This is a genomic window from Vibrio sp. 10N.247.311.47, from assembly GCF_041467535.1.
Lineage (GTDB): Bacteria > Pseudomonadota > Gammaproteobacteria > Enterobacterales > Vibrionaceae > Vibrio > Vibrio crassostreae_C.
On the sequence record NZ_JBFSUR010000022.1, the window covers coordinates 1 to 16,011 of the forward strand.

Genomic DNA, 16,011 nt, shown 5'->3' on the forward strand with positions numbered 1-16,011 from the left:
CATATCACTTACTACCGTTTTTGTTTTTAGTTCCCGCTAATCCGCGATGAACCTTCTTTGTTGGCAGTCGTTAATCTCCGAATACTCAGCTTGGGTGAGCTTTCCTGAGATTTGATGACATGGGTCCGATAGGGTAATCGAGAGGGTGTGTTGCTCGGCTTTAAGCAAGTCGAGTTCTCCAGAAGCCTCGCCATTGAGCGTTTGAACCCTTTGTTCGCCTTGCTCTGCTGCTGACGCACCAATAATGTGCATCGGTTCGAGAGTGAAGCGCCCACGGTCAAAATGCGCATTAAGCTCTGGAATTTCAAACACGTTATCAGTCGATGTTTCAGAAAGCTTGTCATTAAAGGTCATCACACCCTGGCGAACGCTGCCAGTGAGTTGCCCTGTGGTTGAGTAACCGAGCATCAGTGAGTCGCCATATAAACCTGCGGCTTGAAATTCAAACTCGCCATAGCCGGTTGCATCGAGTGGTAATTCAAGTCGCTGCAGCATAGGCGCAATGGGTAACCCATCGGCAGAAATATCTAAGCTCCATGGCTTGCTGATTTGGTTAAAATCGAGCGTTGCATTGGCTTCAATGTAGCCATTCCTGAGTGGTGCAAACAGACGAGTCAGCGTCCATTTTCCTTGTTCGCTATTCATCTCAACCACAGGCTGTGCGCTGAGAATATTTTGGTAGCTGGCATCATTGGCGCTCGCCATCAGCTTCCCTTGCCACAAGCCCAGTTTTCTATCTTGCAGCAGTTGAACTTGATGCCCCTCGACATGTAATCCAGAGACCTGCCAGTAAGGCGTTTGTGCTAGTTGGATAAGTTGGCTGCGTTCTATATTAAGTCGGTTAATCTCGACGTTCTGGAGCTGTGTGAGCCAAGGCAATAGGCGAGCGGCCGGTAGAGGGCTATCTTGGTTTTCGGTAATCCACTTGATGCCTTGCAGGTCGAGCTGCGCCAATTGAATGCTGCTAGGGGCTACTTCGCCATTGAGCTGAACAGTGCCCTGCAGGAATTGAGTATAGAAATCCTCAATCAGAATCCGGTTTGCTTCTAGGTTGAGCTTGAGGCTTGGCTCGATGAACATGTCATCATCAATGGTCACTCCTTCTGCCTGTAGAGAAAAAATGGCTTTCTGTTGTTTCCAGATTTCAAAAGGCAGTTGGATATTTTCTAATGAGGCATCAAAGGCAGCGAGGTGGCCATCTTGCCACTCTACGTCGCTACGCAGAATATCTAAGCTATTGATGTGATTAATCTTAATGCCTGCAACATCCCACTCTTTGCTTAGTAGGTTTTGGGTCTGTTTCTGATTGAGTCGTAAGCCATCGACGGTCACATTCACCAACGACCAATCTTGTTGATATTGTTCAGCTTGCCCAGAAATCTTGGCGCCACGCCAGTCAAACGAAGCACCATAAAGGGTGCTGTCGCTAGGTTTTAAGTCTAGGTCAATCAACAGATTATCGAATGCCTCACCTTGCCAATACAGTTGTGAGGCAGAGAGTTGGGTTTTTCCATAAGGTAGCAGCGAGTTATCGTTGTTCCACGTTGGGGCGGAGATCTGTAGGTCGATGCCTCGCGCATTAAACTCTGGCGTCGAAAAGTCGAGATTGTTGATGGCCAGCTGGTGGAGCTTGATGTGTGGCTGGGTAAATAAAGATGTCAGTGTTTTTAGATCGTCTGCCTCTAATTGTAGGCCGCTGATCAAAACAGATTCAAAGACCAGTTTGGCCTCTGTCATCGAGCTGGGGCTGAACCAAAGATCGATCTTGTCGATATACAGAGGTGTTTGCTTTTCTGGTTGGCTTTGGGTAATGCCCATTAAGGTGATGTGATAAGGCGCCTGATACTCAACATCTTCAATGAATACAGGTTGTTCAATCGTATGTTTGATAAAAAAGTTGGCAACATCCGCACGGTATTGGGTCTGCAGGCTTAATAGCAGCGCTGCGATAGTTGCAACGGCGATAGCCAACACAATGCCGAACACCATGAATACCTTTTTCATTCCCTGAAAGCCTTAAATTTCAATAGTCTTAAAACAGAGTGGAACAAAAAGGGTCAAGCATCAACAAAAAAGCCCCTCAAAAGAGGGGCTTGCTACAAAAATATCATTTTAAATTGGGCGTTTGCTTTTGGCTAAGCCCGAGCAGATGGTTGGATTAGTCCAGTTGAGGACCAGCTGCAACCAGTGACTTACCTTCAGCGTTGTCTGTGTACTTATCAAAGTTGTTGATGAAGCGCTCGGCTAGATCTTTCGCTTTGCTTTCCCATTGTAGAGGGTCAGTGTACGTATCGCGTGGGTCAAGGATCGCTGGGTCAACATCGTGCAGCGCTAGTGGCACTTCTAGGTTAAACATAGGGATAACCTTAGTTTCAGCGTTGTCGATTGAGCCATCTAGGATAGCGTCGATGATGCCTCGCGTATCTTGGATAGAGATACGTTTACCAGTACCGTTCCAACCTGTGTTCACTAGGTAAGCTTCAGCGCCAGCTGCTTCCATACGCTTCACAAGCACTTCAGCGTACTGAGTTGGGTGGAGAGTTAAGAATGCCGCACCAAATGCAGCAGAGAACGTTGGCGTTGGCTCAGTAATACCACGCTCAGTGCCCGCTAGTTTTGCAGTGAAGCCAGATAGGAAGTGGTACTTCGTTTGCTCTGGAGTCAGTTTAGAAACGGGTGGCAGTACACCGAATGCATCAGCAGTCAGGAAGATAACCTTTTGAGCGTGACCGGCTTTTGATACTGGTTTAACGATGTTATCGATGTGGTGAATCGGGTAAGAAACACGAGTGTTCTCAGTTTTTGAACCGTCATCAAAATCGATAGAACCATCACCACGAACTGTTACGTTTTCTAGTAGTGCATCACGACGGATTGCATTGTAGATTTCAGGTTCTGCTTCTTTAGATAGACGAATCGTCTTCGCGTAACAACCACCTTCGAAGTTGAAGATACCATCGTCATCCCAACCGTGCTCATCATCACCGATTAGCTCACGCTTAGGATCGGTTGAAAGCGTAGTTTTACCTGTACCAGATAGACCGAAGAAGATGGCTACATCGCCTTTCTCGCCGACGTTTGCACTACAGTGCATTGAAGCAATGCCTTGCAGAGGAAGCAGGTAGTTCATCATTGCGAACATGCCTTTCTTCATCTCACCGCCGTACCAAGTACCACCGATGATTTGAACGCGCTCTGTTAGGTTGAAAGCAACGAAGTTTTCAGAGTTTAGACCCTGCTTTTCCCAGTTAGGGTTAGTTGTTTTAGCACCGTTCATTACCACGAAATCAGGTTCGAACGTTGCTAGCTCTTCGTCAGTTGGACGAATGAACATGTTCTTAACGAAGTGCGCTTGCCACGCTACTTCAGTGATAATACGCACGCTTAAGCGCGTATCAGGGTTAGCACCACAATAACCGTCGATGACAAACAGGCGCTTGCCAGATAGCTGAGTTGTCACAAGCTCTTTCAGCTCATTCCATACTTCAGTTGTAATCGGTTTGTTGTCATTTTTGCCTTGATCTGACCACCACATGGTATCGCGGGTCGTGTCATCTTTAACAATGTACTTATCTTTTGGTGAGCGGCCAGTAAAGATACCAGTGTCTACCGCAACAGAGCCTAGTTCCGTTACTACGCCTTTTTCGTAGCCTTCCAAACCTGGCAGTGTTTCTTCAACGAATAACTGCTCGTAGCTAGGATTACGAAGAACTTCAGTAACGCCAGTCAGTCCGTGCTTAGTTAGATCAATTTGTGCAGCCTTTGTATGTTCCATAACGGTCATAGGTGCTCCTTGTAGGATATTTTGTAGGGATTTTGTATTAATTTTTTATTGTTATCTGCTCACCATGCTAGCAACGAGACTCGGGGGAAACAGGGATATAGCTCAAAAAATATCCATATTAGCCATGGGGTTTTAAGCGTCTCGTCACATATTGGCCCAACTAGTCTATCCTGTACGCAAACCTTTGCGCTAGGGGCGAGAACATTATTAATTGATTAAAATTAAGCGGTGATTTTATTACGAGATGTTACGGAGTTTGCGCTATTTTGATCACAAAAAAGGCCAGCTGAGGGCTGACCTTTTTGGGGTAAATTACGTGTTTTTGGTACGCCGTAAATTAATGAACCGTATTGCTGCCTTTATCTGCTGCTTCTGCGTACAGTGCATCAACATCATTCTTGTCGAACGAGTAGTTTGTGCCACAGTAATCGCAGTGTAGACCAACGCTTCCTTCGGTGCTTAGGATGTCGTAGATCTCTTCTTGAGCAACAGTAATGATTGCTGCTGCACTTCGATCGCGTGAACAGCCACAGAAGAACTCAACCGGTTGTGGTGTGAATAGCTGTACTTTCTCTTGGTTGTACAAACGGTAAAGCAGTTCGTTCGCTTCTAGAGTGAATAGCTCTTCGTTTTTCACGGTGTCTGTTAGTTGCTCTAGGTGCTCGAAGTCGTCTGGAGTACCGGTGCCGTCAGGCATTACTTGTAGCAACATACCTGCAGCGTGTGCTTTGCCTTCATGCTCGCCAGTGCGCAGCCATAGACGAGTCTTAAGCTGTTCAGAGTTAGCGAAGTAGCCTTCAAGCACTTGTGCAAGCGTGTCACCTTCAAGACCAACGATACCTTGGTAACGCTCACCTTTCTTAGGATCGATAGTGATCACTAGATGACCTTTACCCATTAGGGCGTGTAGACCTGCGTCGTCTGCGATATCGCCTTCAAAGCGAGCAACACCACGGATCTTCTGATCGTGATCGCCATTGATAACTGCTAGAGATACTGGGCCGTCACCTTGCAGCTGCATCGTGATAGAACCTTCAAACTTTAGGGTCGCCGTTAGTAGCGTCGTTGAAACCAGTAGCTCACCCAACAGCTTTTGTACTGGAGCTGGGTATTCCTTGCTAGAAATAATCTGTTGGTACGCTTCGTCCATCTGTACCAATTCACCACGTACTGATAGGTCTTCAAATAGGTAGCGATTTAAAACATTACTTGTAGACATTGGGTCTGCCATTTGGCTATTCCTTCTAGCTTATTGAGTCTTGAACTTGATGATGTCACGACGTTGCTTTTTATCTGGGCGACGTTCTGGTGCTGGGCTATGAGCATTTAGCTTGCGCTGTTGTGCAAACTCTTCTCTTTTTGCCAAGCTTTCGGTGGTTTCTTCATAGAGGGTTTGAGCGATCGGGGCTCCACCACGATGGGCTGAGATTTTCTCGATCGTTACCGTCTTTTCTTCATTACCTTGGCGCAGTGTAATCACAGCCCCAAGTTCGACAATTTTACTTGGCTTGCTGCGCTGACCATTATAGTGGACTTTGCCACCATCGACCATGTTGCGAGCAATAGACCGGGTTTTGTAAAAACGAGCTGCCCACAACCATTTATCGAGTCTGACAGCTTCATTAGTCGTTTTCATATAGGACAGTGCCTTTTCAGTTAGAAATGAATGCGGTTTAACTGTAACGAACAGTGCGCAACATGTTTTTGATGATGCTTATCACATTAAGTAGAAGCTTAAAGTGGAGGCGGTTGGCATTTTTTTCAAGTCATAATACAAAATAGCCATGTTATGCCGATTTATCGATTTGCTATGATATAGTTCAGGATCTTATTGCTTAAATAAGCTTGGTATCGAACGAATGAATAAAAAAGCTGAAAGTTTAATGATTTGCAGCGTTTGTCGTCATGAAAAGGGACTAGGAAAGTGAACTTTTTAGAGCTCAAAAATCGCGTAGGGAATTCTCCTATGTTGAGCCGCTTATTAGAGAATGGATTTGTACTTCAGCAGAAACTAAGCTTAGCGACCTGTTGTGTATTGATTGCAGCTTCCGCATGGATCTTAGGGCAGCTTGCATGGTTTATCGAACCTGCTGAGCAAACTATCGCGCCTTGGACAGCAACGGCTTCATCGTCTTCAGCACCTCAATCGACCCTTGATATCTCTTCTTTGCAGCAGAGCAACATGTTTGGTGCTTACAACCCAAGCACGCCCGCTGTGGTTGAACAGCAAGTTATCCAAGATGCGCCTAAGACGCGATTAAACCTCGTTTTAGTGGGTGCAGTCGCGAGCTCGAATCCAAAACTGAGCTTAGCGGTGATCGCCAATCGCGGCACGCAAGCGACCTACGGAATTAATGAAGAGATTGAAGGCACTCGAGCCAAGTTAAAAGCGGTATTAATCGACCGCGTTATCATTGATAACTCAGGACGAGACGAAACCTTGATGCTTGAAGGTATTGAGTACAAGCGTTTAGCGGTATCAGCACCTGCGCCACCTCGTACCACTTCTTCTGTTCGTGGCAATAACCCCGCTTCCGAAGAAGAGAAGCTAGACGAAATTAAAGCGAAGATAATGCAAGATCCACAACAAATCTTCCAATATGTTCGACTGTCTCAGGTGAAGCGTGACGATAAAGTGATTGGTTATCGTGTGAGCCCTGGCAAAGATTCAGAACTTTTTAACTCTGTTGGGCTCCAAAACGGAGATATTGCTACTCAGTTAAATGGGCAAGACCTGACAGACCCCGCAGCGATGGGCAACATATTCCGTTCTATCTCAGAGCTGACAGAGCTAAACCTCGTCGTCGAGAGAGATGGTCAACAACATGAAGTGTTTATTGAATTTTAAAACTTTGCGTCTAACGAAGGACGAAAGTGTAGGAGAAGTACGTGAAGCATTGGTTTAAGAAAAGTGCATGGTTATTGGCAGGAAGCTTAATCTGCACACCCGCAGCCATCGCGAGTGATTTTAGTGCCAGCTTTAAAGGCACTGATATTCAAGAGTTTATTAATATTGTTGGTCGTAACCTAGAGAAGACGATCATCGTTGACCCTTCGGTGCGCGGAAAAATCGATGTACGCAGCTACGACGTACTCAATGAAGAGCAATATTACAGCTTCTTCCTAAACGTATTGGAAGTGTATGGCTACGCGGTTGTCGAAATGGACTCAGGTGTTCTTAAGATCATCAAGGCCAAAGATTCGAAAACATCGGCAATTCCAGTCGTTGGAGACAGTGACACGATCAAAGGCGACAATGTGGTGACACGTGTTGTGACGGTTCGTAATGTCTCGGTACGTGAACTTTCTCCTCTGCTTCGTCAACTAAACGACAATGCAGGCGCGGGTAACGTTGTGCACTACGACCCAGCCAACATCATCCTTATTACAGGCCGAGCGGCGGTAGTAAACCGTTTAGCTGAAATCATCAAGCGTGTTGACCAAGCGGGTGATAAAGAGATTGAAGTCGTTGAGCTAAAGAATGCTTCTGCGGCAGAAATGGTACGTATCGTTGATGCGTTAAGCAAAACCACTGATGCGAAAAACACACCTGCATTTCTACAACCTAAATTAGTTGCCGATGAACGTACCAATGCGATTCTTATCTCAGGTGACCCTAAGGTACGTAGCCGTTTAAGAAGGTTGATTGAACAGCTTGATGTGGAAATGGCAACCAAGGGCAACAACCAAGTAATTTACCTTAAATACGCCAAAGCAGAAGATTTAGTCGATGTGCTGAAAGGCGTGTCGGACAACCTGCAATCAGAAAAGCAATCTTCAACCAAAGGCAGCTCATCGCAACGTAACCAAGTGATGATCTCCGCTCACAGTGATACCAACTCGTTGGTGATTACCGCACAACCGGACATCATGAATGCGCTTCAAGATGTGATCGCACAGTTGGATATTCGTCGTGCTCAAGTATTGATTGAAGCCCTAATTGTCGAGATGGCAGAGGGTGATGGCATTAACCTTGGTGTGCAATGGGGTAACCTTGATACTGGTGCTGTGATTCAGTATGGCAACACAGGTGCGTCAATCGGTGGCGTAATGGTTGGTTTAGAAGAAGCGAAAGACACTGAAACGACCACCGCAGTCTATGATGATAATGGCGCCTTTTTGCGTAATGAAACGACCACAGAATCCGGTGACTACTCAACGTTAGCTTCTGCTCTTTCTGGCGTTAATGGCGCGGCAATGAGCGTAGTGATGGGTGACTGGACTGCCTTGATCAGTGCAGTAGCGACCGATTCAAATTCAAATATCCTATCTTCTCCAAGTATCACCGTGATGGATAACGGCGAAGCGTCGTTCATTGTGGGCGAAGAGGTGCCTGTTTTAACTGGCTCGACCGCAGGCTCAAGTAACGATAACCCATTCCAAACGGTTGAACGTAAAGAAGTGGGTATCAAGCTAAAAGTCGTGCCACAAATCAATGAAGGTGACTCAGTTCAGCTGCAAATAGAACAAGAAGTATCGAACGTATTAGGCGCAAACGGGGCAGTAGATGTTCGTTTTGCTAAGCGTCAGCTAAATACGTCAGTGATTGTTCAAGACGGTCAAATGCTGGTGCTGGGTGGCTTGATTGACGAGCGAGCGCTGGAAAGTGAATCTAAGGTGCCGTTCTTGGGCGATATCCCTGTTCTAGGACACCTGTTCAAATCAACCAGTACTCAGGTTGAGAAAAAGAACCTAATGGTATTCATCAAGCCGACCATTATTCGTGATGGTATGACGGCCGATGGTATTACTCAGCGTAAATACAACTTTATTCGTGCTGAGCAGTTGTATAAGTCAGAGCAGGGCCTGAAGCTGATGGATGACGATAATATTCCAGTATTGCCTAAATTTGGCGAAAGCATGAATTACCCGGCTGAACTTCAAGCCTTCATTGATCAGATGGAAACAGAATAATGGCTGAATTGGTAGGGGCGGCACGTACTTATCAGCGCTTGCCGTTTAGCTTTGCGAATCGCTATAAGATGGTGTTGGAGTATCAACATCCAGAGCGCGCACCGATACTTTATTATGTTGAGCCACTGAAATCGGCGGCGATCATTGAAGTGAGTCGTGTTGTGAAAAATGGTTTCACGCCACAAGCGATTACTCTCGATGAGTTTGATAAAAAACTGACCGATGCTTATCAGCGTGACTCGTCGGAAGCTCGTCAGCTCATGGAAGACATTGGTGCTGATAGTGATGATTTCTTCTCACTAGCGGAAGAACTGCCTCAAGACGAAGACTTACTTGAATCAGAAGATGATGCACCAATCATCAAGTTAATCAATGCGATGCTGGGTGAGGCGATCAAAGAGGGTGCTTCGGATATACACATCGAAACCTTTGAAAAGTCACTTTGTATCCGTTTCCGAGTTGATGGTGTGCTGCGTGATGTTCTAGCGCCAAGCCGTAAACTGGCTCCGCTGCTCGTGTCACGTGTAAAGGTTATGGCTAAATTGGATATTGCGGAAAAACGCGTGCCACAAGATGGTCGTATTTCTTTGCGTATTGGTGGCCGAGCGGTTGATGTTCGTGTTTCAACCATGCCTTCTTCGCACGGTGAGCGTGTGGTAATGCGTCTGTTGGACAAAAACGCCACTCGTCTAGACTTGCACAGTTTAGGTATGACAGCAGAAAACCATGAAAACTTCCGTAAGCTGATTCAGCGCCCACATGGCATTATCTTGGTGACTGGCCCGACAGGCTCAGGTAAATCAACGACCTTGTACGCTGGCCTGCAAGAGCTTAACAGCAACGAACGCAACATCCTTACCGTTGAAGACCCAATTGAATTTGATATTGATGGCATTGGTCAAACACAAGTGAACCCTAAGGTTGATATGACCTTTGCGCGTGGTTTACGTGCCATTCTTCGTCAAGATCCTGATGTGGTCATGATTGGTGAGATCCGTGATTTGGAAACCGCAGAGATCGCTGTTCAAGCCTCTTTGACCGGTCACTTAGTGATGTCGACCCTTCACACCAATACGGCAATCGGTGCAATTACGCGTCTGCGTGATATGGGCATCGAACCCTTCTTGATCTCTTCTTCGCTGCTGGGTGTTTTGGCTCAGCGCTTGGTTCGCACCCTGTGTAACGACTGTAAAGAACCTTACGAAGCGGATAAAGAACAGAAAAAACTGTTTGGGTTGAAGAAGAAAGACAGCCTAACGCTTTACCATGCCAAAGGGTGTGAAAGCTGCAGTCACAAAGGCTATCGAGGCCGTACTGGTATTCATGAGCTATTGATGATTGACGATTCGGTACAAGAGCTGATTCACAGTGAAGCTGGCGAACAGGCAATTGAGAAAGCAATTCGTGGCACAACACCAAGTATTCGAGATGATGGCTTGAGCAAAGTTCTGAAAGGGGTAACGTCCCTAGAAGAAGTGATGCGCGTGACCAAGGAAGTCTAGTATGGCGGCATTTGAATACAAAGCACTGGATGCCAAGGGTAAGAGCAAAAAGGGCTCGATTGAAGCGGATAACGCTCGTCAGGCTCGCCAGCGCTTAAAAGAACAAGGCTTGATGCCGGTTGAGATGACCGAAGCTAAAGCTAAAACGACGAAAGGTGCACAGCCTTCGACCAGCTTTAAGCGTGGTATCAGCACGCCAGACCTTGCTTTGATTACTCGCCAAATTTCCACCTTGGTGCAATCAGGCATGCCGCTAGAAGAGTGCTTGAAAGCCGTGGCGGAGCAATCTGAAAAGCCACGCATTCGAACCATGTTACTGGCGGTTCGTTCGAAGGTAACGGAAGGTTATTCGCTAGCCGATAGCTTGGCTGATTACCCACATATCTTTGATGAACTGTTTAGAGCCATGGTCGCGGCTGGTGAGAAATCGGGTCACTTAGATGCGGTATTGGAGCGACTGGCTGATTACGCAGAAAACCGTCAGAAGATGCGCTCTAAGTTGCTGCAAGCGATGATCTACCCTGTGGTGCTGGTGGTGTTTGCGGTGACGATTGTTTCGTTCCTGCTGGCAACCGTGGTACCTAAGATCGTTGAACCGATTATCCAAATGGGCCAAGAACTTCCTCAATCGACACAATTTTTATTGGCATCGAGTGAATTTATCCAGAATTGGGGCATCCAATTACTGTTGTTGATCATCGGTGTGATTGTGTTGATTAAGACCGCTCTGAAAAAGCCGGGTGTTCGCATGAGTTGGGATCGCAAGCTATTAAGCATTCCACTGATCGGCAAGATCGCGAAAGGAATTAATACCTCTCGTTTTGCACGAACACTCTCTATCTGTACCTCGAGTGCGATTCCTATCCTTGAGGGGATGAAGGTTGCGGTTGATGTAATGTCGAATCACCATGTGAAGCAACAAGTACTGCAGGCGTCAGACAGTGTTAGAGAAGGGGCAAGCCTGCGTAAAGCGCTCGATCAAACCAAACTCTTCCCTCCAATGATGCTGCATATGATCGCCAGTGGTGAGCAGAGTGGTCAGTTGGAACAGATGCTGACAAGAGCGGCGGACAACCAAGACCAAAGCTTTGAATCTACCGTGAATATCGCATTAGGTATCTTTACGCCAGCACTTATCGCTTTGATGGCAGGCTTAGTACTGTTCATTGTGATGGCGACTCTGATGCCGATGCTTGAAATGAATAATTTGATGAGCGGCTAACCTACCGCTTATAAGACGTTAGTTTTTGGATTAACGAGAAGAAGGACATTATTACCTTCAACTCGCTGTCTGTAATTTGGAGAAAATAATGAAAAATAAAATGAAGAAACAATCAGGCTTTACTCTACTCGAGGTGATGGTTGTTGTGGTTATCCTTGGCGTATTGGCGAGCTTTGTTGTACCTAACCTATTGGGTAATAAAGAGAAGGCAGACCAACAAAAAGCCATCACTGATATCGTGGCGTTAGAGAACGCGCTAGATATGTACAAACTGGATAACAGCGTTTACCCAACAACGGATCAAGGTCTTGATGCATTGGTTTCTAAGCCAAGCAGCCCAGAGCCTCGTAACTACCGCGACGGTGGCTACATCAAGCGTCTGCCAAACGACCCATGGGGTAACGAGTACCAATACCTAAGCCCTGGTGATAACGGCACTATTGATATTTTCACTCTTGGTGCTGATGGCCAAGAAGGTGGTGAAGGTATTGCGGCGGATATCGGCAACTGGAACATGCAGGATTTCCAATAAGCTTCAGCTTATTGTTTGATTCGTTATTGATGCTTGATACGTTATTGATGGTAGGACGTAAACAGATGGAGTCTAAAGGTGAAAACTAAGCAAACACAGCCAGGTTTCACCTTGATTGAGATTCTCTTGGTGTTGGTACTACTGTCAGTAACGGCGGTTGCGGTGATCGCGACCATTCCTACCAATAGCAAAGATGTTGCTAAAAAATACGCTCAAAGCTTTTATCAGCGAGTTCAATTACTCAATGAAGAGGCTATTTTGAGCGGCTTAGATTTTGGCGTTCGAGTTGATGAAAAGAAATCGACCTATGTACTGATGGCGCTTAAGTCTGAAGGCTGGCAAGAAGTCGATTTTGAAAAAATCCCCTCTTTAACTGAACTACCGGAAGAACTCGCATTGTCACTGACCTTAGGTGGTGGCGCATGGGAAGACGATGATCGGTTGTTCAACCCAGGAAGCTTGTTTGATGAAGATATGTTTGCTGATCTTGAAGAGGAAAAGAAGCCGAAACCACCACAGATCTACATCTTGTCGAGTGCTGAAATGACGCCATTTGTATTGTCGTTTTATCCAAATACCGGAGACACCATACAAGATGGTTGGCGTATTCGAGTATTGGACAATGGTGTGATTCGACTGCTAGAACCGGGAGAAGAAGATGAAGAGGAATAACCGTTCTCCTTATCGTTCTCGTGGTATGACCCTTGGTTCTCGAGGAATGACGCTGCTTGAGGTATTGGTTGCGCTCGCTATCTTTGCGACTGCGGCGATCAGTGTGATTCGTGCTGTTACTCAGCACATCAATACCCTCAGTTATCTCGAAGAAAAAACCTTCGCGGCTATGGTCGTTGATAATCAAATGGCTTTGGTGATGCTGCATCCTGAGAAGCTAAAAAAAGCGCAGGGCACACAAGAGTTGGCCGAGAGAGAGTGGTTTTGGAAGGTCACGCCAATCGATACTAGCGATGATTTATTAAAGGCGTTTGATGTGAGTGTGGCAACCAGTAAACAAGCTTCTCCAGTGGTCACGGTGCGCAGCTATGTGGTCAAGTAAAAGCGTGTCGTTAGCTCAGAGCAAGTCGCTAAGTAAGAGCATGTCCGCCAATAAGCGTGTGCCTCGTAAACAAGGACTATCTTCGAAAGGGAGAGGCTTTACCTTAATTGAGGTTTTGGTCTCGATCGCTATCTTTGCCACGTTAAGCATGGCGGCTTATCAGGTAGTAAATCAGGTTCAGCGCAGCAACGAGCTTTCAATCGAGCGCAGTGCTCGTTTAAATCAACTGCAACGTAGCTTAGTCATTTTAGATAATGATTTTCGCCAGATGGCGGTGCGACAATTTCGTACCAACGGTGAAGAAGCATCATCTAAGCTGATCTTAATTAAAGAGTATTTACTGGATTCCGACAGCGTTGGCATCATGTTTACTCGCCTTGGCTGGCATAACCCACAGCAGCAGTTTCCTCGCGGAGAAGTCACCAAAGTGGGTTACCGCATTAAAGAAGAAACGCTTGAGCGTGTGTGGTGGCGCTACCCCGATACTCCTGCAGGACAAGAAGGTGTGATTACGCCTTTGCTTGATGATGTTGAAAGCTTGGAATTCGAGTTTTATGACGGAAGCCGCTGGGGGAAAGAGTGGCAAGCCGACAAATCGCTACCGAAAGCGGTAAGGTTAAAGCTAACCTTGAAAGATTATGGTGAGATAGAGCGTATTTATCTCACCCCTGGTGGCACGCTAGATCAGGCCGATGATTCTTCAAACAGTGACTCTTCAAGTAGTAATGAGGGGAATAATGACTCATCGAACTAATAAGTTTGCACTGACAAGGTCTGCCATGGGGCGCAAGCAGCGAGGTGTTGCGCTGATCATTATCCTGATGCTACTGGCGATAATGGCAACCATCGCAGGCAGTATGTCGGAACGCCTGTTTACTCAATTTAAGCGCGTGGGCAATCAACTGAATTACCAACAGGCTTACTGGTACAGCATTGGTGTCGAAGCGCTGGTGCAAGACGGCATTAGGCAAAGCTACAAAGACAGTGATACCGTCAACTTGAGTCAACCATGGGCGTTAGAAGAACAGGTATACCCGTTGGATTATGGTCAAGTTAAAGGCCGTATTGTTGATGCTCAGGCATGTTTTAATCTCAATGCGTTGGCTGGTGTGGCGACGACTTCAAGTAACCAAACACCTTATTTAATTACGGTTTGGCAAACCTTGTTGGAAAACCAAGATGTTGAGCCTTATCAGGCCGAGGTTATTGCACATTCAAGCTGGGAATTTGTTGATAGTGATACCCGAACCACCTCTTCAGCTGGTGTAGAAGACAGTACTTATGAGGCGATGAAGCCATCTTATTTGGCAGCGAATGGCTTAATGGCCGATGAGTCCGAGCTACGCTCGGTTTATCAAGTCACTGGTGAGGTGATGAATAAGGTTCGCCCCTTTGTTTGTGCTCTGCCGAGCGACGATTTCCGTTTGAATGTGAATACTCTTACGGAAAAGCAGGCGCCGTTATTGGAAGCGATGTTTGCCCCCGGCTTAAGTGAATCGGATGCCAAACAGCTGATAGACAAACGCCCATTCGATGGTTGGGATACGGTGGATGCGTTTATGGCTGAGCCTGCTATTGTGGGTGTGAGTGCCGAAGTCAGCAAAAAAGCGAAAGCATATTTAACTGTAGATAGCGCCTATTTTGAGCTAGATGCAGAGGTATTAGTTGAGCAGTCACGTGTACGTATACGGACGCTTTTCTATAGTAGTAATCGAGAAACAGTGACGGTAGTACGCCGTCGTTTTGGAGGAATCAGTGAGCGAGTTTCTGACCGTTCGACTGAGTAGCGAACCACAAAGCCCTGTGCAGTGGTTAGTTTGGTCGACAAGCCAACAAGAAGTGATAGCAAGCGGTGAACTGTCTAGCTGGGATCAGCTTGACGAGTTAACGCCTTACGCTGAAAAGCGCAGCTGTATCGCTTTATTGCCGGGAAGTGAATGCTTAATTAAGCGTGTTGAGATCCCGAAAGGTGCTGCTCGCCAGTTCGATTCTATGCTGCCGTTTTTATTAGAAGACGAAGTCGCACAAGATATCGAAGACTTACACCTGACTATTTTAGAGAAAGACGCAACGCACGCGACAGTGTGTGGTGTGGAACGTGATTGGCTTAAGCAGGCGCTGGATACTTTCCGCGAAGCGAACATTATCTTTCGTAAAGTATTGCCTGATACCTTAGCGTTGCCTTTAGAAGATCAAGGCATCAGTGCGCTGCAGATCGACCAACATTGGTTATTGCGTCAAAGCAACTATCAAGCAGTGTCGATCAATGAGGCGTGGCTAGCGATGTTCTTACAAAGCGATTGGGTTGCCTTAGATGACGAAGAGCAATCACCAACGATTTTTAGCTACACCGCACTGCCAAGTGATGACGTTCAACTGCAAAGTGGCATTGAGTGGCAAGCTAAACCTGCTGAACTGGTGATGTCTTTACTGAGCCAACAAGCCATTACAAGTGGCGTAAACTTACTGACTGGCACCTTTAAAACCAAATCTTCATTCAGTAAGTACTGGCGTGTATGGCAAAAAGTAGCGATCGCAGCTTGTTTGCTGGTGGCGGTGATCGTCACTCAGCAAGCCTTAAAGGTTCAGCAGTACGAAGCACAAGCCGAAGCGTACCGAACGGAGAGTGAACGTATCTTTAGAGCGGTGCTGCCTGGTAAACAGCGTATTCCGACGGTCAGCTACCTTAAGCGCCAGATGAACGATGAAGCTAAGAAGTATGGTGGCTCGGGTGATGGTGATTCCTTACTTGGATGGCTAGCGTTACTGCCAGAAACTTTAGGACAAGTGAAAGCCATCGAAGTGAATAGTATTCGCTACGACGGCAACCGCTCAGAGGTGAGATTGGAAGCGAAAAGTACTGACTTCCAATATTTCGAGACTGCGCGAGTGAAACTTGAAGAGAAGTTTACCGTTGAGCAAGGGCCATTGAATCGTAATGGTGATGCCGTATTTGGCAGCTTTACTCTTAAACCCCATCAATAACCTGCGTAAGGAGATCAG

14 protein-coding genes are annotated in these 16,011 nt (G+C 46.5%); 10 read left to right on the plus strand and 4 right to left on the minus strand.

The features are described from left to right. Positions 1-36: 36 nt before the first annotated feature. The 4 genes from AB6E51_RS14905 to hslR all read right to left on the minus strand — a co-directional run bounded on the left by AB6E51_RS14905 (position 37) and on the right by hslR (position 5,420). Entirely contained in the window at positions 37-2,004 is a 1,968-nt protein-coding gene (locus tag AB6E51_RS14905; protein ID WP_372139985.1) for an AsmA family protein, read from the minus strand. 154 nt (positions 2,005-2,158) lie between these two features. Continuing rightward, the gene (pckA, locus tag AB6E51_RS14910; protein ID WP_017062492.1) at positions 2,159-3,784 is read right to left on the minus strand and encodes a phosphoenolpyruvate carboxykinase (ATP); all 1,626 of its coding nucleotides are present in this window, start codon (positions 3,782-3,784) and stop codon (positions 2,159-2,161) included. 337 nt (positions 3,785-4,121) lie between these two features. Beyond that, positions 4,122-5,015, minus strand: a complete 894-nt coding sequence (hslO, locus tag AB6E51_RS14915) for an Hsp33 family molecular chaperone HslO (protein ID WP_017063067.1) — start codon at positions 5,013-5,015, stop codon at positions 4,122-4,124. 18 nt (positions 5,016-5,033) lie between these two features. After that, positions 5,034-5,420 carry a ribosome-associated heat shock protein Hsp15 gene (gene hslR / locus AB6E51_RS14920; protein ID WP_017067336.1) on the minus strand — a complete coding sequence of 129 codons (387 nt, stop codon included), beginning with the start codon at positions 5,418-5,420 and terminating at the stop codon, positions 5,034-5,036. A 330-nt stretch (positions 5,421-5,750) separates the two neighbouring features. Here hslR and gspC point away from each other — a divergent pair, with 330 nt between their 5' ends. From gspC to gspL, 10 genes are all read left to right on the plus strand, one after another. Then, positions 5,751-6,632: a type II secretion system protein GspC gene (gene gspC / locus AB6E51_RS14925; protein ID WP_136979216.1), complete on the plus strand. Its 882-nt coding sequence runs from the start codon at positions 5,751-5,753 to the stop codon at positions 6,630-6,632. A gap of 41 nt (positions 6,633-6,673) precedes the next feature. Next, on the plus strand, positions 6,674-8,698 hold the full coding sequence (gene gspD / locus AB6E51_RS14930) for a type II secretion system secretin GspD (protein ID WP_017063069.1): 2,025 nt from the start codon (positions 6,674-6,676) through the stop codon (positions 8,696-8,698). Continuing rightward, the gene (gspE, locus tag AB6E51_RS14935) at positions 8,698-10,200 is read left to right on the plus strand and encodes a type II secretion system ATPase GspE (RefSeq protein WP_065585034.1); all 1,503 of its coding nucleotides are present in this window, start codon (positions 8,698-8,700) and stop codon (positions 10,198-10,200) included. The genes gspD and gspE overlap by 1 nt, the downstream gene beginning before the upstream one ends. 1 nt (position 10,201) lies before the next feature. Next, the gene (gene gspF / locus AB6E51_RS14940) at positions 10,202-11,422 is read left to right on the plus strand and encodes a type II secretion system inner membrane protein GspF (RefSeq protein WP_102320993.1); all 1,221 of its coding nucleotides are present in this window, start codon (positions 10,202-10,204) and stop codon (positions 11,420-11,422) included. A gap of 88 nt (positions 11,423-11,510) precedes the next feature. Further along, entirely contained in the window at positions 11,511-11,954 is a 444-nt protein-coding gene (gene gspG / locus AB6E51_RS14945) for a type II secretion system major pseudopilin GspG (RefSeq protein WP_004741459.1), read from the plus strand. A 78-nt stretch (positions 11,955-12,032) separates the two neighbouring features. Continuing rightward, positions 12,033-12,626, plus strand: coding sequence for a type II secretion system minor pseudopilin GspH (gene gspH / locus AB6E51_RS14950; protein ID WP_017062484.1), 594 nt, complete (start codon positions 12,033-12,035; stop codon positions 12,624-12,626). Beyond that, a complete protein-coding gene (gspI, locus tag AB6E51_RS14955; RefSeq protein WP_048612449.1) occupies positions 12,613-13,008 on the plus strand; it encodes a type II secretion system minor pseudopilin GspI in 396 nt (131 codons plus the stop codon). Before gspH ends, gspI begins: the two co-directional genes overlap by 14 nt. Further along, the gene (gspJ, locus tag AB6E51_RS14960) at positions 12,995-13,762 is read left to right on the plus strand and encodes a type II secretion system minor pseudopilin GspJ (RefSeq protein WP_017063073.1); all 768 of its coding nucleotides are present in this window, start codon (positions 12,995-12,997) and stop codon (positions 13,760-13,762) included. Before gspI ends, gspJ begins: the two co-directional genes overlap by 14 nt. Then, entirely contained in the window at positions 13,746-14,795 is a 1,050-nt protein-coding gene (gene gspK / locus AB6E51_RS14965; protein WP_017062481.1) for a type II secretion system minor pseudopilin GspK, read from the plus strand. The genes gspJ and gspK overlap by 17 nt, the downstream gene beginning before the upstream one ends. Beyond that, positions 14,764-15,993, plus strand: a complete 1,230-nt coding sequence (gene gspL, locus AB6E51_RS14970) for a type II secretion system protein GspL (RefSeq protein WP_102332601.1) — start codon at positions 14,764-14,766, stop codon at positions 15,991-15,993. The genes gspK and gspL overlap by 32 nt, the downstream gene beginning before the upstream one ends. Positions 15,994-16,011 lie beyond the last annotated feature (18 nt).